Genomic DNA, 18151 nt, shown 5'->3' with positions numbered 1-18151 from the left:
ATTATGAATGCTCCATTTACCTATGCATCGCCGACTCTGAGCGTAGAAGCGCTTAAGCACTCTATTGCTTACAAGCTGATGTTCACGATTGGTAAAGACCCGGTTATTGCCAATAAGCATGAATGGCTGAACGCGACGCTGTTTGCGGTGCGCGATCGTCTTGTGGAGCGCTGGCTGCGTTCTAACCGAGCCCAACTGTCACAGGAAACGCGTCAGGTTTATTACCTGTCGATGGAGTTCCTGATTGGACGTACCCTTTCCAATGCGCTGTTATCACTGGGAATTTATGACGATGTTCAGGGCGCGCTGGAAGCGATGGGGTTAGATCTTGAAGAGCTCATCGACGAAGAAAATGACCCGGGACTCGGTAACGGTGGCCTCGGGCGACTGGCAGCCTGCTTCCTGGATTCACTGGCAACCTTAGGGTTGCCGGGGCGCGGCTACGGCATCCGCTATGACTACGGGATGTTCAAGCAGAACATTGTCGATGGGCGACAGAAAGAGTCTCCCGATTACTGGCTGGAATACGGCAACCCGTGGGAATTTAAACGCCATAACACGCGGTATAAAGTCCGCTTTGGCGGGCGTATTCAGCAGGAAGGCAAGAAAACGCGCTGGCTTGAAACCGAAGAGATCCTCGCGGTCGCGTACGATCAGATTATCCCCGGTTATGATACTGACGCCACCAACACGTTACGTCTGTGGAATGCGCAGGCCAGTAGCGAAATCAACCTCGGTAAATTCAACCAGGGGGATTACTTCGCCGCAGTAGAAGATAAAAACCACTCTGAGAACGTGTCACGTGTTCTGTATCCAGATGACTCCACCTACTCCGGGCGCGAGCTGCGTCTACGTCAGGAGTATTTCCTGGTCTCCTCCACGGTGCAGGATATCCTGAGTCGTCATTATCAGTTGCACAAAACCTACGACAATCTTGCAGATAAGATTGCCATTCACCTGAATGACACGCACCCGGTGCTGTCGATCCCGGAACTGATGCGACTGCTGATCGATGAGCATCAGTTCACCTGGGACGATGCGTTTGAAGTGTGCTGTCAGGTCTTCTCCTACACCAACCACACGCTGATGAGCGAAGCGCTGGAAACCTGGCCTGTAGATATGCTGGGTAAAATCCTGCCGCGCCACCTGCAGATCATCTTTGAAATTAACGACTACTTCCTGAAAACGTTGCAGGAGCAGTATCCGAACGATACTGGTCTGCTGGGACGCGCGTCGATCATTGACGAGTCTAATGGTCGTCGCGTGCGTATGGCGTGGCTGGCGGTCGTGGTGAGTCATAAGGTGAATGGTGTTTCTGAACTGCACTCAAACCTGATGGTTCAGTCGTTGTTCGCGGATTTTGCGACCATCTTCCCGACCCGTTTCTGCAACGTGACGAATGGTGTGACGCCGCGCCGTTGGCTGGCGCTGGCGAACCCGTCGCTTTCCGGGGTGCTGGACGAGAATATTGGCCGTACCTGGCGTACCGATCTGAGCCAACTGCATGAACTCGAACAGCATTGCGATTTCCCGCTGGTCAATCATGCGGTACGTCAGGCGAAGCTGGAAAACAAAAAGCGGCTGGCAAACTATATTGCACAGCAACTCAACGTGGTGGTGAATCCGAAATCGCTGTTTGATGTCCAGATCAAGCGCATTCATGAGTACAAGCGTCAGTTAATGAATGTGCTACACGTTATTACGCGCTATAACCGCATCAAGGCCAATCCTGATGCGCAGTGGGTACCACGGGTGAATATTTTTGCCGGTAAGGCCGCGTCGGCCTATTACATGGCGAAGCATATTATTCACCTGATTAATGACGTAGCGAAGGTCATCAATAACGATCCACAGATTGGCGATAAGCTGAAGATCGTGTTTATCCCCAACTACAGCGTGAGCCTGGCGCAGTTGATCATTCCGGCGGCAGATCTTTCCGAGCAGATTTCGCTGGCGGGGACAGAAGCTTCCGGAACCAGCAACATGAAGTTTGCACTGAACGGCGCATTGACTATCGGTACGTTGGACGGTGCGAACGTGGAGATGCTGGAACACGTTGGCGAAGAGAACATCTTTATCTTTGGTAACACGGCGGAAGAAGTCGAAGAACTGCGCAGGCAGGGCTATAAACCGCGTGAATATTACGATAAAGATGAGGAACTGCATCAGGTGTTGACGCAAATCGGCAGCGGCATGTTCAGCCCGGAAGAGCCAGGGCGCTATCGTGATTTGGTGGATTCACTGATCAACTTTGGCGACCACTATCAGGTGCTGGCGGACTATCGCAGTTATGTTGATTGTCAGGACAAGGTGGATGAGCTGTATGGTCGTCCGGAAGAGTGGACCGCCAAAGCGATGCTCAATATCGCCAACATGGGTTATTTTTCCTCTGACAGGACCATCAAGGAGTATGCTGACCACATCTGGCATATTGATCCGGTGCGGTTGTAAGTTGTCAGGTTAAAAAAGGAGCCTACGGGCTCCTTTTTTGTGCGCGGTGATTGCGCATGGATATGGAATAATAACCGTCTGCTGGTGTATAGTGTCCGAGGAATTAATTATAATTAATTGATAAACTTATGAAAAAAATCACAACATCGATTCCCGCCCTCGACAAAATTATGCGCGTTTTCGCTTATCTGATGGAATGCGATGGCGCGACATTCACGCAGATCCATCAGAATTCTGGGATCGCAAAAAGTAGTACCTCCTCTTTACTGACGGGGATGGTTGCGCATGGCTTATTGCGTCAGGAAAAAGACAAATATTACCTGGGGTTACGTCTCTACGAATTAGGGAATAAAGCCGCTGAACAGTACGATATTAAAAAAATAGCGTTGCCGGTACTGGAAGAAATTCGTGATGCGACAGGGTTAACCTGTCATCTTGGCGTGCTTGAAGGCGATTCCCCCATTTATCTTCTCAAGCTCGAAAGCCCACAAGCGATTGTGATACGCAGTTGGGAAGGTAAGCGCCTTTCGCTGCATAGTTCGGGCCTGGGGAAAGTGCTGATTGCCTGGCTTAATTCGGAAGACCTGGATGAGCTGCTGCCGCCCGATCAGGTGCTGACCCGTTATACTGAAACGACGATTACCGATGTGAATATCCTGAAGCAGGAATTAGCCGGGATCCGTCAGCGTGGCTGGGGCTATGATAACGAAGAAGATTCTTTGGGCGTACGTTGCATCGCCGTGCCCGTATTTAATGCCGAAGGGAAGGTGGTAGCCGCATTGAGCGTGTCGGGCGTCGCGTTCCAGATCCCGGATGATAAACGAGAAGCGCTTGCCACACAGATGATGGATGCCAGTCGTCGCCTGTCGTCAATGTTGCGCTAGTTTTTTCGCCGGGACAGGGAAAGAAAAGGCGGGCGTTAAGCCCGCTGATGAGCGTTATAATCCGGCGCGCTGTAAAACCTTTTTCAGGCTGGCGATATGTGCTTCATTTGCCGGTTGTACCGGAGGCATGACCTCTACCGGGATATCAATGCCGCTGAGCTGGATGGCTTTTTTGATAATCCCGAAGAAAGGGGTATCGAGGCTGTAAATGGTCGATAGCGCGGAGAGTCTGCGTTGTAGGCGAAACAGAGTCTCATACTCTTTTTCGCACCAGGCGCGATAAATTCCACAGGTTAACTGCGGAGCAAAATTAGCCGTTGCAGGGATCCCGCCATTTCCCCCCATGATCAACGTGTCCATCATATATTCATCGTAACCAGAGAAAATAACAAAGTCAGGGCGAACCGGTCGTACGGTATTGATGATTTCGCGAATATGACTAATGTTATCCACCGTATCTTTTATGCCAATGATATTGGGAATGTCATGTGCCAGTCGGGTAATTAAATCAATACTGAGATCCTGGCCGGTGAGCGCAGGGAAGTTATAAAGAATAACCGGCGTTTTGATGCTTTCTGCGACGGTTTTGAAATGATGATAAATATAATCATCGGTCAGCCTGGCGTAATAAGGATTGAGGACCAGGACGGCATCCACTTCCAGACGATCGGCATGCAGACCGTAGTGAATGACGTCTTGCGTGCAGGTACTGCTAATCCCTAACAGCACAGGAATCCGATGATTGATATGTTGAACACAGAACTCGGCGGCTTCCAGACGCTGCTCTTTTGTCATGTGGCAGAACTCACCGCCGCTGCCGAGCAATAATACGCCGTTCACCTGGTTCGCAATAAGATGGTCGAGTAAGGTCGCCATCCCTTTTTTATCTAACTCTCCCTGCGCATTAACAATGGTGGGAACTGGCGGAAAGACACCGTGGAATTTTTCTGTTTGCATAATGAGTTTATCCTTAAAAGCAGGTGGGCTGACAGTCATGCCGCCCACCAGGGACGTTATTTAATCCAGGCTCCCGCCATTAATGAGGTTGCATTGGTCGTAAATTGCTTAAAGACACCGCGTCGGTTTGAATAATCCGGTTTCGTCCAGTTTGTCCGACGACGTTCAAGACAGCGCTGTATTTCTTCTTCCGTTTTATGCTCCCCGTGAATACCAACAATGTTGAGCTTGCGGCCTTTGACGTCCATTTCGATAAGGTCGCCGTCTTCGACAAGTGCAATGGGACCGCCATCGGCCGCTTCCGGAGATACATGGCCGACGCAAGGACCGCTGGTCGCGCCGGAGAAACGACCATCGGTAATCAGGGCGACTTTGCCATCAAGACGTTTGTCGTAAACAATCGCGTCTGTGGTCATGAGCATTTCCGGTGCTCCCGACCCTTTCGCTCCTTCATAACGGATAAAAATGACATCACCCGGTTCGATGTGGTTATGAATAATGGCTTGTTGGGCATCCTCTTCCGAATTGAAGACGCGCGCAGGGCCGATATGGTGATGCATATCTGGTGCGCAGGCGGCGTATTTGATAACCGCGCCTTCTGGCGCGATATTGCCTTTTAGCACGGCAATCGACCCTTTCTTGGTCGCGTTTTCCGGCTTACGAATCACCTCTTCCGGGCTGACCCGATAATTACTCAGATAACCGTGGTTGCGGGTAAAGAAACCGGACTGATGGAGCATCTCCAGGTTTTCACCCAGCGTCCGGCCTGTCACCGTCAGGACATCCAGATCCAGATAGTCGCGAAGATACCATTGCACCATTGGCACACCGCCCGCGAACCACATCATTTCTGTAACGTACTGGCCGCTGGGTTGAATATTGGTGAGGTAAGGGATCTCATTGTTTATCTGGTCAAACAGTTCAGGTTTCAGTTCCCAACCCAGTTCATGGGCGATTGCCGGGAGATGGATCATGGCGTTGGTACTGCCGCCAATGGCGGCATGGACCTTAATGGCGTTTTCAAAGGCGGCAGGAGTGAGGATCTTATGCGTCGTGATATTTTTCTCCGCCAGGTATAACGCCTGATGACCGGCGCTTCGCGCAATGCGACGAATTTCCGCCAGCGTGGAGGGGAGTAATGCACTTCCCGGCAAGGCAAGTCCCAGCGCTTCAGACATGCACTGCATCGTGCTGGCGGTACCCATAAACTGGCAAGCGCCTGCCGTTGGGCAACCACACTGCTGCATGGCCTCCACCTGCTGAATGCCTATCTCGCCTTTCTTGAGTTTGGCGGTAATCCCCCCGAGATCCGAAGTACTCATATTCGGCGCCGGACGCATTGAGCCACCGGGAATATGCAGCATCGGTAGATTCAGGCGCGCAGCAGCGATCAAATGCGCCGGGATCGATTTATCACAACTCGAGATCAAGATGCCGGCATCATAAGGTACGACAGAAGCATGGATTTCGACCATGTTCGCAATAGCCTCGCGGGAGGCTAAGATATAGTTCATCCCGTCATGGCCCTGACCCCAGCCATCGCAAATATCGGTCACATGATGACGAACGGCACGACCGCCGCTTTCGTGAATGCCCAGGACGGCTTCATCGCCCAGATGATTAAGATGAAAACTACCGGGATGACTTTCGCCATAGCAGTCATCCACCAGAACCTGCAGCTTATTGACATCTTCTTTGGTGTAATTCATCCCCAGACGCAGGGCGTCCAGTTGTGACCACAGGTCACGGGCGTGTTGGCATTTCTGACTCATTTGGCGATTCCTTCTTGTTTGAGCGACGTCTCAGGCGCCGATGCATGATGAGGGGTGCTACTGCCTGCAGGACGGGCGGTAACCGACGGTAAGCTGAACAGCAGCGCAACGGCGATGAGCAGTGCGGCCACCAGCACGGTCATCCCCGCTGTTTGTGAGAACGTAACGGTTAACAAGCCCACCAGATAAGGGCCAATAAAGCCGCCGATGTTGCCTAATGCGTTGATAGTGCCGCGTACGCCGCCCAGCACGTTGGGAGCGAAGAGCAATGGCGGTAATGTCCAGAACGGTCCCGCATAGGCCTGCAGGAAGAAGCCGCAGATGACCATCATGCCGTACGCCAGCCAGACGTTATCTTTCAACAGCAGGGAGAGCGCGAGGCAGGCGGCAAAACCCAGCAATGGAATTGCCGTGTAGAGGCGGCGATTCATGGTTTTGTCGCACCATTTGGCAATATAGTACTGACCGACGATGCACAAAATGTACGGTGCCGCCGTCAGCAAGCCGACGATAGTCATTCCGCTGCCGGTCAGGTGTTTAATCAGGTTTGGCATCCAGAGGGCGAAGCCGTAGAAACCGACCTGCACGAAGAAATAGATACCGATCAGCTTCCATAAGTTAATGCTGCTCAGGACATTGCGGATGCTGCTTGTCTCGCCTCCGATCGTCAGCGCGCGATCGGCCTGCAATTTCTGTTCGATCCAGGCGCGCTCTTTAGGATCCAGCCATTTGGCCTGGTGAGGATGATCAGAGACCAAAGGTAGCCAGACGAACAGCAGGCCGAGTGAAAGTAACCCCTCGATGATGAACATTTCTCGCCAGCCATAGGTTTCGATCAGCCAACCGGAAAGCGGCCCGGTGATGATCGAGGCCACGGCAAGGTTCATCTGGAAATAGGCAATCGCCCTTGCACGTTCTTCATTGGGGAACCAGTGACCAATCAACGCCAGGATGGCGGGGTAGACCGCACCCTCAGCGACGCCAAGGATAAAACGGATAATCAGCAACTGGGTAGGGGTCTGGACGAAGCCGGTCAGCAGCGCGAAGCCACCCCATGCGACGATGGTCCAGGCGATTAATTTCTTGGCGCTTAATCGTTCCGCGATTTGACCGCCAGGAATTTGCAAAAAGATATAACCAATAAAGAAAATGCCGGCGACCAGACCGGCAAACGAGGCGGTCATCCCCAGGTCTTCTTCCATTCCTCCCGCAATTCCAATCGCGATGTTCGTCCTGTCCATGTAAGCCACGATATAAACGAGGATGGTGGCTGGAATGATATGCAGCCAGCGTCCTCGCGTTGTCGGTTTATCGAGTTCAATGCTCATTAGCGCATCCCTTAATAGTAGAGGTATTTGTTCTGTATATAGAACTATTGTTCTGTATATGAATACTATGAGGGGATAAATTTTGAGCGTCAATTCCATATTGTCAGCAAGGTTATGTTTTGTGATTTGCTTCATATCCTGCTGCAAAACCCACAGAAAAGCGTTCCCTTGCTAAAAGCAGGCCAGTTTTCCGGTAAAGGATCAAAACTGTGTCACTCTTCACAGGATGAAGCTTTCTCCTGATTTGTGGGTTGTGTGCGTCGGCGAACTTGCAATAAATTCCATATAAAGAATATGTGTTCTGTATATTGAACTTTAATGGAAAGGAGAATTTGAATGGTCACAACGGCAATATTTCCGTCTCGCTATGTGCAGGGAAAGGGCGCATTGACAACGCACCTGCCTCAGGAGCTTGCATCTTTAGGGCATAAAGCGCTTATTTTACAAGACCCTGTGGTGTATGAGAGATATCAGGATACGCTCGCGTCGGCACTTCACGGCGTGGTTGATTTTGAAATTGAGGTTTTCAATAGCGAATGCAGCGATGAGGAGATCGCCAGAATTTCTGCACGTGCGCAGCAAGTCGGGGCGGATGTTATTGTGGGTATGGGCGGTGGAAAAACATTAGATACCGCCAAAGCGACAGGGGCAAGTTTGCGACTTCCTATTGCCGTCGTTCCCACGCTTGCCTCAACGGATGCCCCCTGCAGCTCATTAGTCGTCATCTATACACAGGAGGGCCAATTCAAACGCTATCTGATGATCCCCCGTAATCCCACATTGGTGTTGGTGGACAGCGCCATTATTGCCGCAGCGCCGGTACGTTTCTTAATCTCCGGAATGGGGGATGCGTTGGCGACCTGGTTTGAAGCCGAGGATTGTCGGATAAAAGGGGCCGGGAATATGACATCCCGTCCAGGCCCTATGACGGCTTTTGAGCTGGCCCGTTTCTGTTACAACACGTTGATTCGCTACGGTCGGTTGGCAAAGCTGGCCTGTGAGCAGCACCAGGTTACGCCAGCGCTGGAACATGTGATTGAAGCCAATACGCTGTTATCCGGGCTCGGTTTTGAAAGTGGAGGACTGGCGGCAGCGCATGCTATTCATAATGGTTTAACCGTACTCCCCGCAACACATCCGTACTGGCACGGTGAAAAAGTGGCCTTTGGTACGCTGGCAATGCTGGTGTTAACCGACAGAGCTCCTGAGCTTATCGAAGAGGTCTATCAGTTCTGTGAGGACGTGGGGCTGCCGGTAACGCTGGCAGATATTGGTCTGGCTGACGTCAGCGATAAAGAGCTACTGGCCGTCGCGCAGGCAGCCTGTCAGGTGGGGGAAACGATGCACAATGAACCCTGCGAAATTACGCCCGAAGCGGTACTTGCTGCCTTACGAACTGCAGATGCACTTGGTCAGGCGCGGAAGCGGAAAATGAAATCACTCTGAGAATAATAAAACGCCCGGTAGCGTGTTTCTATCGGGCGTAATGTCATTTAAGACGCCAGTGAAAGCTGATGTTTCTCAATGTACTCCGCCAGCCACTGGGTCATGCGGGACTGCTGTTCCGCGTTGAGCCACATGCCTTCTTTCGTACGACGCCACAGCGCATCGTCCGCGCGGCGAACCCACTCGTGGTCTACCAGATATTTCAGCTCCGCTTCGTAGAATTCATGGCCGAAGTCTTCGCCCAGGTCAGCGATCGTCGCCGCTTCACCGACAATCCACTCCGTGTTGCTGCCGTAAGTACGCGAGTAGTGGCGCGCCAGCGACTCCGTCAGGAACGGATAACGACGGCGCAGTTTTGCTGCGTAGTCTTCGCGATCGCCACCGATTTCACCGCCTGGCAGTACACAGTCTTTGGTCCATGCCGGGCCAATGCCCTGATAATATGACGACAGCTTCTCCATCGCATGCTCAGCGAGCTTACGGTAGGTGGTCAGCTTCCCGCCGAAGACAGAAAGTAGCGGTGCTTTGCCATCTTCATCGTGAATATCCAGCGTGTAGTCACGGGTGATGGCCTGCGGCGAATCCGACTCGTCGTCGCACAGCGGACGCACGCCGGAATAGGTCCAGACGATATCATCGCGGCCGAGCTGTTTCTTAAAGTGCGCGTTGTACACTTTCAGCAGGTAATTGATTTCGCTTTCGTCGATTTTTACCGCTTTCGGATTGCCTTTGTACTCGACGTCGGTGGTGCCGATGATCGAGAATTCATCCATCCACGGAATGACAAACACAATGCGCTTATCTTCGTTTTGCAGGATATAAGCCTGTTTCTGGGTGTGGACGCGCGGCACCACAATGTGGCTGCCTTTGATCAGGCGAATACCGTACGGTGAAGGCAGATGCATGCCTTCGTCGAAAAACTCTTTCACCCACGGACCGGTGGCATTGACCAGGCCCCGTGCCTGCCAGGTGAATTTCTTACCGGTATCGATATCTTCGGCTTCGACGACCCACAGACCGTTTTCGCGACGCGCAGAAGTTGCACGAGTGCGGGTTAACACTTCCCCACCTTTACGCACCACCATCTGGGCATTGGCCAGTACCAGACGCGCATCGTCTACCCAGCAGTCAGAATATTCGAAACCGCGCACGATTTCTGGCTTCAGTACGGATTCTGCGCCAAAACGCAAACCGACAGAACCCGGCAAGCTGGTGCGTTTGCCCAGATGATCGTACATAAACAGACCAATGCGAATCATCCATGCCGGACGCAGGTGCGGACGATGCGGTAGACGGAACCGCATCGGGAAGGCAATGTGCGGCGCCATTTTCAGCAGCACCTCGCGCTCAGCCAGCGCTTCGCTCACCAGCCGAAATTCGTAATGTTCCAGGTAGCGCAGGCCACCGTGAATGAGTTTAGAACTGGCAGAGGAGGTCGCGCACGCAAGATCCTGCGCTTCCAGCATCAGCACGGATAAACCGCGTCCAGCGGCATCTGCCGCGATACCGGCACCGTTGATGCCTCCTCCTATCACAATCAGATCTTTGGTTTCCATGCTGCCCTCGTGCACTTTCGTTATGGCTCATAAATGTTCGTTATCGAGCATAATAGCAAAAAAACGCGCCGTTGGTAACATCGAATAAACAATTTACAGTGATACATATAACATTATGGCGTTTCACTCCCGTAGAGACGTAAACTAGGGAGTAACATGCCGAAAACGCATCACCTGCACGATAAAGAAGAGAAAGTATGGAACATTTTGAATGTATTAATGTTGAAGAAGCGCACCAGAAACTGCATCAGGGCGCGGCGGTACTGGTAGATATCCGCGATCCGCAAAGTTACGCGATGGGCCATACTCCCCAGGCATTTCACCTGACGAACGACACGCTGGGCTCGTTTATGCGCGATCATGATTTCGATACGGTGGTCATGGTCATGTGCTACCACGGCAATAGCAGCAAAGGTGCGGCGCAATATTTACTCCAGCAGGGCTATGACGCGGTCTACAGCGTAGACGGCGGATTTGATGCCTGGCACCGTCATTTCCCTGCAGAGGTGGCATACGGCTCGTAAGCCTTTATACTGTCCTCTTTTGTAAGGATTAAGCGACAGCAACAATGTTGATGATTACCTCTTTTGCTAACCCCCGCGTGGCGCAGGCCTTTGTTGATTACATGGCGACGCAGGGCGTTATCCTGACCATTCAACAACATCACCAAAGCGATGTCTGGCTGGCGGATGAAACGCAGGCCGAACGCGTGCAGGTGGAGCTGGCGCGTTTTCTGGAGAATCCCGGCGATCCGCGTTATCTTGCCGCCAGTTGGCAGTCAGGTCATACCGGCAGTGGGCTTCAATACCGCCGCTTCCCGTTTTTGGCCACTCTGCGTGAGCGGGCTGGCCCGGTCACCTGGCTGATTATGGCGGCCTGCATTCTGGTGTTTATCGTCATGAATATCGTTGGCGATCAAACCGTGATGATGTGGCTGGCCTGGCCGTTCGACCCGTCATTACAGTTTGATGTCTGGCGCTACTTTACTCACGCCTTCATGCACTTTTCACTGATGCACATTCTCTTCAACCTGCTGTGGTGGTGGTATCTTGGCGGCGCGGTTGAAAAACGTTTAGGCAGCGGCAAACTGATTGTGATTACGGTCATCAGCGCTCTGCTGAGTGGATATGTGCAGCACAAGTTTAGCGGCCCGTGGTTCGGCGGGCTTTCCGGTGTCGTCTACGCGCTGATGGGTTACGTCTGGTTGCGTGGCGAACGCGACCCGCAAAGCGGGATCTACCTACAGCGCGGGTTGATTATTTTTGCGTTGATTTGGATCGTCGCCGGATGGTTTGATTTGTTTGGGATGTCGATGGCCAATGGCGCACATATCGCCGGGCTGGCAGTTGGGTTGGCAATGGCGTTCGCGGATACGTTAAATGCGCGAAAACGAACATAGTTCCAGGGAATAACAATGAAACAAACACAACGACACGATGCAATCATTGAACTGGTAAAAAAACAGGGATACGTCAGTACGGAAGAGTTGGTGGAGCATTTCTCTGTCAGCCCGCAAACCATTCGTCGGGATCTCAATGACCTGGCCGATCAAAACATGATTTTGCGCCATCACGGCGGGGCGGCGCTGCCGTCCAGTTCAGTCAACACGCCGTGGCACGATCGTAAAGCCACGCAGACGGCGGAAAAAGAGCGCATTGCGCGTAAAGTCGCCACGCAGATCCCCAATGGTTCAACGCTGTTTATTGATATCGGGACCACGCCAGAGGCCGTGGCACACGCGCTGCTCAATCACAGCAATTTGCGTATTGTGACCAATAACCTCAACGTCGCGAACACGCTGATGGTAAAAGAGGATTTTCGCATTATTCTTGCGGGCGGCGAACTTCGCAGTCGTGACGGCGGCATTATTGGCGAAGCGACGCTCGACTTTATATCCCAGTTCCGCCTGGATTTCGGCATTCTGGGGATAAGCGGCATCGACAGCGACGGCTCGCTGCTGGAGTTCGACTATCATGAGGTGCGCACCAAGCGTGCGATTATCGAGAATTCGCGCCACGTTATGTTGGTGGTGGATCATTCGAAGTTTGGCCGCAATGCGATGGTGAACATGGGCAGCATCAACCTGGTGGATGCAGTGTATACCGACATTCTGCCGCCGGCGGGCGTGCTTCAGGTGATTACCGAGAACCATATTCAACTGGAACTGTGCTAAACGGGCTGGGTGAGACCGTCCCCGGCGTACCGGGGACGTGCAGACGGCGTGCTTACAGACGCTCAACAATCACGGCGATCCCCTGACCCCCTCCGATGCACAGCGTTGCCAGCCCGGTGGATTTATTGCGCTGCTGCAACGCGTGAACCAGCGTCACCAGAATTCGTGCGCCGCTTGCGCCAATAGGATGTCCCAGCGCGATCGCGCCGCCGTTGACGTTCACTTTCTCTTCAGGGAATTCGAGTTCGCGGGCAACTGCCAGATACTGCGCGGCAAAGGCTTCGTTGGCTTCGATTAAATCCAGATCGCTAACCGTCATTTTGGCTTTTTCCAGCGCCCGTTTTGTCGCCGGTATTGGGCCGAGTCCCATCATACTGGCGTCAACCCCGGCCGAAGCCCAACTCTTCAGGCGCGCTAACGGTGTAATCCCACGCGCACGCGCAGCGCGTTCGGACATCAGGACCAGCGTCGCCGCCGCGTCATTGATGCCGGAGGCATTGCCCGCGGTGACTGTTCCTGTGCTTTGAAAGGCCGGACGTAGTTTCGCCAGCGAACCGGCATCGGTTTCCGGGCGTGGAAACTCATCGGTATCAAACAGACATACCTCTTTTTTACGCTTCACGGTTACCGGTACGATTTCCTGCCTGAAATAGCCGGCGTTGATCGCGGTTATCGCTTTTTGCTGCGATGCCAGCGCGACCCGGTCCTGCTCCTCGCGGCTTAAGTGATAGCGTTTGGCAATGTTTTCTGCCGTGATCCCCATGTGGTAATCATTGAAGGCGCACCAGAGCCCGTCGTGGATCATCACATCCGTCAGTTCACCGTTGCCCATACGATACCCCTGGCGCGCGTGGGCCATCAGGTAGGGGGCGGCGCTCATGTTTTCCATCCCGCCGACAATACAGGTCTGATTATCACCACTCAAAATGGACTGTGCGCCCAGCACGATGGTTTTCAGGCCGGAGCCGCAGACTTTATTTACCGTGAATGACGGAACGCTCTCCGCTAAGCCCGCATGATGCGTCACCTGGTGGGCTGGGTTTTGCCCTAATCCGGCCTGTAACACGTTGCCGAGGATCACCTCGTCAATCTTGATATCTGACGGAAGGTCCAGCAGATTCGCCCGCACGCTGGTCGCGCCCAGCATCACCGCCGGGATGCCTTCCAGGCTGCCGGCAAATTTACCGATAGGGGTGCGTTTCGCACTCACAATGACAATGGAGTCGCTCATGCCAGTGTCTCCGCAGGTTGTCGTATTTTCAGGTGTGCACAAGGACGGAAATGTGCTTCCGTGCGTTCACGAAGTTCATCAAGCGTGATGGTGTCGCTGATTTCGTCGAGGATCATTTCGCCGTTCACAAAGCTGAATACGGCGAGTTCGGTGATGACTTTGCTGACTTTGCCAACCGCCGTTAAGGGGTAACTGCAGCGGTGCAGCAGCTTCGGCTCGCCATTTTTAGCGCAGTGCTCCATCGCAATAATGACTTTCTTTGCCCCTGCGACGAGGTCCATCGCTCCACCCATACCTGGCACCATTTTTCCGGGCACCATCCAGTTGGCGAGATTTCCGTGCTCATCGACCTGCAAACCGCCGAGCACACAGACATCCACATGTCCCCCGCGAATAAGGGCGAAAGAGAAGCAACTGTCGAACATGGCCGCGCCGGGGATCATGCCGCAGGGCTGACCGCCTGCATTGACGAGACAGGCATTCACCTCATCCAGAGGGCCGAGGCCAAGAAAACCATTTTCTGATTGCAACGTAACCTGAATATCCTCGGCCAGGTAGTTCGCGACCTGCGTCGGCAGGCCAATGCCCAGATTAACGACGTCGCCGTCATGTAACTCTTGCGCCACGCGGCGGGCAATACGTTCTTTTGCGTTCATCCGTGGGCCTCCATGAACAGATGATCCACCAGCGCACCGGGGGTGATGACGTGCACAGGAGAAATACTTCCCAACACACCGATGTTGCGGGTTTCGGCTACGACCACATCGGCGGCCAGGGCCATCACCGGATTGAAGTTGCGGGCGGTGAGGTCATAGGTGAGATTGCCAGCCTCATCGGCATCGCTGGCGAGAAGAATGGCGAGATCGGCGCGCAGAGGTTGCTCCAGCAGCCATTTCTCACCATTGACCAGCAGCGTTTGTTTATTTTCTTCCACTACCGTGCCCAGCCCGGTTTGTGTGAGGAATCCCCCCAGTCCGGCGCCGCCTGCGCGGATCTGTTCGGCGAGCGTCCCTTGCGGTACTAACTGAACATCAAGTTCACCGGAAATCATTTTCTTACCGGTTTCCGGGTTGGTGCCAATATGTGAGGCGATCACTTTTTTGACCTGGCCGTTAGAAATCAGAGGGCCAATACCTTTATCGACAAAAGCGGTGTCATTACCGATGAGGGTTAACGCTTTTACACCGGAGCGCATAATTTCTGCCACCAGATATTCCGGCGTCCCGACGCCCATGAAGCCGCCAAACATAATGCTCATGCCGTCATGTAATAATTCGCGGAATTTATCCGCCGTTATTCTTTTGTTTTGCATAATGGTGTACTTGCCGTTTTGAGAACAGGGGGCCCCTGGCGGGGTAATAAAACCCCACCGAAGATTGAGGATGTTCGTGTCCGAAATAAATTAAATGGGCATATCCAGCAACGCGGAACTCAGTCCTTTGCCGTGCATATCCAGCGCCAGTGAGCGAGTGACGCCACCTCCCAGCGCTTTATGCATCACGAAATTCAGCGCGCCGAGTTCCGGTAATTCATAACGAATCACTTCGCCCTGTACAATATCGCCAAACCAGGCTTTGACTTTTTCGGCGGTGACCTGTTCTGCCAGCATGGCATAATCTTCCGGGTGCCAGGCAATTAATGAAATATTGGAAATATTTCCTTTATCTCCGGTACGGGAATGAGCAATTTCACGTAATTTCATTATTTATTCTCCAGGACGGTAACGTGGTGTTGAACGCATTGACGCGGAATAAGCGTGGAATCCATGGCCAGGATTTCTTTTACCGATTTCATGACGCCGCCGCCGCCCGCAGGACCATTGGTATAGAGCGTTTCCACTTCATTACCGACGGTAACCGCCTGCGCGCGGGTGGCGCAGCGAGCAGCAACGCGGGCGCGCACTTCATAGGGATCGCTGTACTGACCGCGCGTTTCACCATGCAGCGCATTGACGCCAATGAGGTCATAACGTGTTTCTTCTGCGTTAACATGACAAATGGCGAAACGCTCACGCACGATGTCGAGTGCGAGACGGCCGCGATTTGCCGCGCCCGGACCGGCGTAAGAAATCTCACCTTCTCCGATAAAGCCATCCTGATAACCGACGGAAACCTTCAGCGTTTCGGTTCGCGGCGCACCCGTCGCACCAGTAACCCGCACGGCATCCGGACCACACTGGCTGAAACGCACATGGCTAAAGTCAGCGACCACGTCAGGGGTGAGATAACGATCCGGTCGGTGTATTTCGTACAGCAGTTGCTCTTTGCAGGTGTCTTCGGTGACCCGTCCGCCGGAACCGGCCACTTTGGTAATGGTGGCGTTGCCATCTTCACTGACTTCAGCCAGCGGAAAACCGAGATGTGCCAGATTAGGGACATCCTTCACCCCCGGATCGGCATAATATCCGCCGGTAATTTGTCCGGCGCATTCCAGAAGATGACCGATACAGGTCCCCATGCCCAGATGCTGCCAGTCATCAGCGGCCCAGTTGAACTCATGCATCATCGGGGCAAGGAAAAGAGAAGGATCCGCGACGCGTCCGGCAATCACCACATCCGCATCGGAATCAAGCGCTTCCAGTAGCCCCGCCGCACCTAAATACGCGTTTGCGGAAAGTAAGGTTTTTTCAAAGCGAGAGACGGGGACGCCGGCTTCATCCAGCGTCAGGTCCATAGACTGAATGAGTGACAACACCTCATCGCCAGTGACCACCGCGACTTTAAGGCCGTGCAGACCCAGTTCCTGGGCAATCTTTAGTACCGCTTTTCCGGCGGCGACCGGGTTGGCGGAACCCATGTTAGAGATGATCCGTACGCTTTTAGCGTGACAGGTCGGTAACACCGCACGCATCCGCACTTCGAGCAGTTCGTTATAGCCTTTGTTCGGATCCTGTTGCTTCTGTTTTTGTCCAATGGCGATGGTGCGTTCTGCCAGACATTCAAACACCAGATAATCCAGTTCCCCTTTTTCGGCTAGTTCAACCGCAGGTTCAATGCGATCGCCTGCGTAGCCTGCTCCGGAACCAATTCGAATTGTTTTCATTTTATTTCCTTTATTCGTCACAAAAATGTGCTGTCAAATCGGGAAGACGCCGGTGAGGGCGGCGGCAAAGGTCATAATGACGCTGGCTGCCCACAGGACCGGGATAGAGAATTTTTGGTGATCCGCGAGGTCGACACCGGCAAGACTGACCAACAGGAAGGTCGCGGGGGTCAGCGGGCTGACCGGGAAGCCGGTGGTCATCTGACCCAGCACCGATGCCTGAGCGACCTGAATGGCGGGGATACCCATGATGTCCACGGTATGTGCGACGACAGGCATAATGCCGAAGTAGTAAGAGTCGGGATCGAAAATCAGCGACAGCGGCATCGAGATTAGACCGACGATGAACGGAATATGGGACGCCAGTGCCGCAGGCATAAACTCTACCGCCGCGTGAGACATGGCTTTGAGCATGCCTGCGCCGCCCATGATCCCGGTAAAAGCCCCCGCCGCGAACAGGATACTGGCCATCATCAGCGCGGCTTTTGCGTGGGCGTTGATCCGTTCTTTCTGCATTTCAACATTCGGGTAGTTGATCATCAGCGCCAGCGTCAGGGCGATCATGAAGGCGACGGTGGGGGAGATTCGGGTGAAGACCATCGTGCCGATCACGGCAATGACCAGCGCGATGTTGACCCAGAAAAGGTGCGGACGACGCAGGACTTTTTCCTGCTCGGTCAGTTCCTTATGATGCGAGAAATCGCCTGCGGCAGCGGCAAAGTGAGCTGCGCCAAGGCGCTTTTCTTCACGTTTTCCCCAGTACCAGCCCATCAGGACCATAAAGGTCAGGCCTGCGAGCTGCGCCGGAATTAGCGGGATGAAGAGATCATGGGTGGTGACGTTTAACGCGGCAGAGGCGCGAATCATCGGGCCGGTCCAGGGTAAAAAGTTGACCCCGGCGCTGAGCGCAACAATACCAAGCAGGATCCGTTTGTCCATGCCGAGGCGGTTGAACAGCGGCAGCATGGTGGGGACCGTAATTAAAAACGTTACTGCGCCATTGCCGTCAAGGTGGGCGATAAGCGCCAGAAGACCCGTTCCGATGATGATTTTAACCGGGTTGGTCCCTACAAAGCGCAAAATGCCGCGCACGATAGGGTCAAACATCCCGGCATCCGTCACGACGCCAAAAAATGCGATCGCAAAGACAAACATCGCCGCCATCGGGGCCAGTTTTGTGATGCCTTCGACCACATATTTTGCCGTATCCGTTCCGCAGCCTGCAGCCAGTGCGCCAATTACCGGAATGACGATCAGGGCAACCAGAGGTGACATCCTTTTAGACATGATAAAAAATAATAAGGTGGCTAT

At 53.4% G+C, this 18151-nt stretch carries 16 protein-coding genes; 6 read left to right on the top strand and 10 right to left on the bottom strand.

Annotated elements, in window-relative coordinates:
* The first annotated feature begins 3 nt into the window (after positions 1–3).
* Positions 4–2451, top strand: a complete 2448-nt coding sequence (gene glgP, locus I6L53_RS21195) for a glycogen phosphorylase (protein WP_094464718.1) — start codon at positions 4–6, stop codon at positions 2449–2451.
* 128 nt (positions 2452–2579) lie between these two features.
* Complete coding sequence (locus I6L53_RS21190) at positions 2580–3335, top strand: IclR family transcriptional regulator (RefSeq protein WP_042322948.1); 756 nt, start codon at positions 2580–2582, stop codon at positions 3333–3335.
* A gap of 54 nt (positions 3336–3389) precedes the next feature.
* Here the strand turns inward: I6L53_RS21190 and I6L53_RS21185 are convergent, their stop codons facing one another.
* Genes I6L53_RS21185 through I6L53_RS21175 form a run of 3 tightly spaced genes read right to left on the bottom strand, consistent with a single transcriptional unit; the run spans position 3390 to position 7392 of the window.
* On the bottom strand, positions 3390–4295 hold the full coding sequence (locus I6L53_RS21185) for a dihydrodipicolinate synthase family protein (RefSeq protein WP_042322958.1): 906 nt from the start codon (positions 4293–4295) through the stop codon (positions 3390–3392).
* Positions 4296–4348: 53 nt separating this feature from the next.
* Entirely contained in the window at positions 4349–6064 is a 1716-nt protein-coding gene (gene ilvD, locus I6L53_RS21180) for a dihydroxy-acid dehydratase (protein ID WP_042322947.1), read from the bottom strand.
* The gene (locus I6L53_RS21175; RefSeq protein ID WP_042322945.1) at positions 6061–7392 is read right to left on the bottom strand and encodes an MFS transporter; all 1332 of its coding nucleotides are present in this window, start codon (positions 7390–7392) and stop codon (positions 6061–6063) included. Before I6L53_RS21175 ends, ilvD begins: the two co-directional genes overlap by 4 nt.
* A gap of 336 nt (positions 7393–7728) precedes the next feature.
* Between I6L53_RS21175 and I6L53_RS21170 the strand changes: the two genes are divergently transcribed.
* Positions 7729–8838 carry a glycerol dehydrogenase gene (locus I6L53_RS21170; RefSeq protein ID WP_042322943.1) on the top strand — a complete coding sequence of 370 codons (1110 nt, stop codon included), beginning with the start codon at positions 7729–7731 and terminating at the stop codon, positions 8836–8838.
* Positions 8839–8885: 47 nt separating this feature from the next.
* On the opposite strand, the gene glpD is transcribed toward I6L53_RS21170, so the two are convergent.
* Entirely contained in the window at positions 8886–10394 is a 1509-nt protein-coding gene (glpD, locus tag I6L53_RS21165) for a glycerol-3-phosphate dehydrogenase (RefSeq protein WP_042322942.1), read from the bottom strand.
* Between the two features lie 197 nt (positions 10395–10591).
* On the opposite strand from glpD, the gene glpE reads away from it, so the two are divergent.
* From glpE to I6L53_RS21150, 3 genes are read left to right on the top strand one after another with little or no spacing between them, the layout of a single operon-like run.
* The gene (glpE, locus tag I6L53_RS21160; RefSeq protein ID WP_042322940.1) at positions 10592–10918 is read left to right on the top strand and encodes a thiosulfate sulfurtransferase GlpE; all 327 of its coding nucleotides are present in this window, start codon (positions 10592–10594) and stop codon (positions 10916–10918) included.
* Between the two features lie 44 nt (positions 10919–10962).
* On the top strand, positions 10963–11793 hold the full coding sequence (gene glpG / locus I6L53_RS21155) for a rhomboid family intramembrane serine protease GlpG (protein ID WP_042322938.1): 831 nt from the start codon (positions 10963–10965) through the stop codon (positions 11791–11793).
* A 15-nt stretch (positions 11794–11808) separates the two neighbouring features.
* Positions 11809–12567 (top strand): DeoR/GlpR family transcriptional regulator, encoded by a 759-nt coding sequence (locus tag I6L53_RS21150; protein ID WP_042322936.1) that lies wholly within the window; start codon positions 11809–11811, stop codon positions 12565–12567.
* A 52-nt stretch (positions 12568–12619) separates the two neighbouring features.
* Here I6L53_RS21150 and I6L53_RS21145 read toward each other — a convergent pair whose 3' ends face one another.
* The 6 genes from I6L53_RS21145 to I6L53_RS21120 form a co-directional block, all read right to left on the bottom strand.
* Positions 12620–13798 carry an acetyl-CoA C-acetyltransferase gene (locus tag I6L53_RS21145; RefSeq protein ID WP_042322934.1) on the bottom strand — a complete coding sequence of 393 codons (1179 nt, stop codon included), beginning with the start codon at positions 13796–13798 and terminating at the stop codon, positions 12620–12622.
* A complete protein-coding gene (locus I6L53_RS21140; protein WP_042322933.1) occupies positions 13795–14454 on the bottom strand; it encodes a 3-oxoacid CoA-transferase subunit B in 660 nt (219 codons plus the stop codon). The genes I6L53_RS21145 and I6L53_RS21140 overlap by 4 nt, the downstream gene beginning before the upstream one ends.
* Positions 14451–15110 carry an acetate CoA-transferase subunit alpha gene (gene atoD / locus I6L53_RS21135; protein WP_042322931.1) on the bottom strand — a complete coding sequence of 220 codons (660 nt, stop codon included), beginning with the start codon at positions 15108–15110 and terminating at the stop codon, positions 14451–14453. Before atoD ends, I6L53_RS21140 begins: the two co-directional genes overlap by 4 nt.
* A gap of 90 nt (positions 15111–15200) precedes the next feature.
* Positions 15201–15500 (bottom strand): AtuA-related protein, encoded by a 300-nt coding sequence (locus tag I6L53_RS21130; protein WP_042322928.1) that lies wholly within the window; start codon positions 15498–15500, stop codon positions 15201–15203.
* Positions 15500–16840: an acyclic terpene utilization AtuA family protein gene (locus tag I6L53_RS21125; RefSeq protein ID WP_042322926.1), complete on the bottom strand. Its 1341-nt coding sequence runs from the start codon at positions 16838–16840 to the stop codon at positions 15500–15502. Before I6L53_RS21125 ends, I6L53_RS21130 begins: the two co-directional genes overlap by 1 nt.
* A gap of 33 nt (positions 16841–16873) precedes the next feature.
* Positions 16874–18127 carry a CitMHS family transporter gene (locus I6L53_RS21120; protein ID WP_232231099.1) on the bottom strand — a complete coding sequence of 418 codons (1254 nt, stop codon included), beginning with the start codon at positions 18125–18127 and terminating at the stop codon, positions 16874–16876.
* Positions 18128–18151: the final 24 nt, after the last annotated feature.

It is taken from the genome of Citrobacter farmeri (assembly GCF_019048065.1).
Classification (GTDB): domain Bacteria; phylum Pseudomonadota; class Gammaproteobacteria; order Enterobacterales; family Enterobacteriaceae; genus Citrobacter_A; species Citrobacter_A farmeri.
Note: the sequence above shows the minus strand (reverse complement) of the source record. Positions and strands in the feature narration are given on the sequence as shown.

Bases quoted from the DNA above. Each gene is read 5' to 3' on its own strand.
- I6L53_RS21145 (WP_042322934.1), bottom strand. From the start codon at position 13,798: ATGAGCGACTCCATTGTCATTGTGAGTGCGAAACGCACCCCTATCGGT.
- I6L53_RS21175 (WP_042322945.1), bottom strand. From the start codon at position 7,392: ATGAGCATTGAACTCGATAAACCGACAACGCGAGGACGCTGGCTGCAT.
- I6L53_RS21140 (WP_042322933.1), bottom strand. From the start codon at position 14,454: ATGAACGCAAAAGAACGTATTGCCCGCCGCGTGGCGCAAGAGTTACAT.
- glpE (WP_042322940.1), top strand. From the start codon at position 10,592: ATGGAACATTTTGAATGTATTAATGTTGAAGAAGCGCACCAGAAACTG.
- glpD (WP_042322942.1), bottom strand. From the start codon at position 10,394: ATGGAAACCAAAGATCTGATTGTGATAGGAGGAGGCATCAACGGTGCC.
- atoD (WP_042322931.1), bottom strand. From the start codon at position 15,110: ATGCAAAACAAAAGAATAACGGCGGATAAATTCCGCGAATTATTACAT.
- I6L53_RS21170 (WP_042322943.1), top strand. From the start codon at position 7,729: ATGGTCACAACGGCAATATTTCCGTCTCGCTATGTGCAGGGAAAGGGC.
- I6L53_RS21130 (WP_042322928.1), bottom strand. From the start codon at position 15,500: ATGAAATTACGTGAAATTGCTCATTCCCGTACCGGAGATAAAGGAAAT.
- ilvD (WP_042322947.1), bottom strand. From the start codon at position 6,064: ATGAGTCAGAAATGCCAACACGCCCGTGACCTGTGGTCACAACTGGAC.
- I6L53_RS21150 (WP_042322936.1), top strand. From the start codon at position 11,809: ATGAAACAAACACAACGACACGATGCAATCATTGAACTGGTAAAAAAA.
- glgP (WP_094464718.1), top strand. From the start codon at position 4: ATGAATGCTCCATTTACCTATGCATCGCCGACTCTGAGCGTAGAAGCG.
- I6L53_RS21125 (WP_042322926.1), bottom strand. From the start codon at position 16,840: ATGAAAACAATTCGAATTGGTTCCGGAGCAGGCTACGCAGGCGATCGC.
- I6L53_RS21120 (WP_232231099.1), bottom strand. From the start codon at position 18,127: ATGTCTAAAAGGATGTCACCTCTGGTTGCCCTGATCGTCATTCCGGTA.
- I6L53_RS21190 (WP_042322948.1), top strand. From the start codon at position 2,580: ATGAAAAAAATCACAACATCGATTCCCGCCCTCGACAAAATTATGCGC.
- glpG (WP_042322938.1), top strand. From the start codon at position 10,963: ATGTTGATGATTACCTCTTTTGCTAACCCCCGCGTGGCGCAGGCCTTT.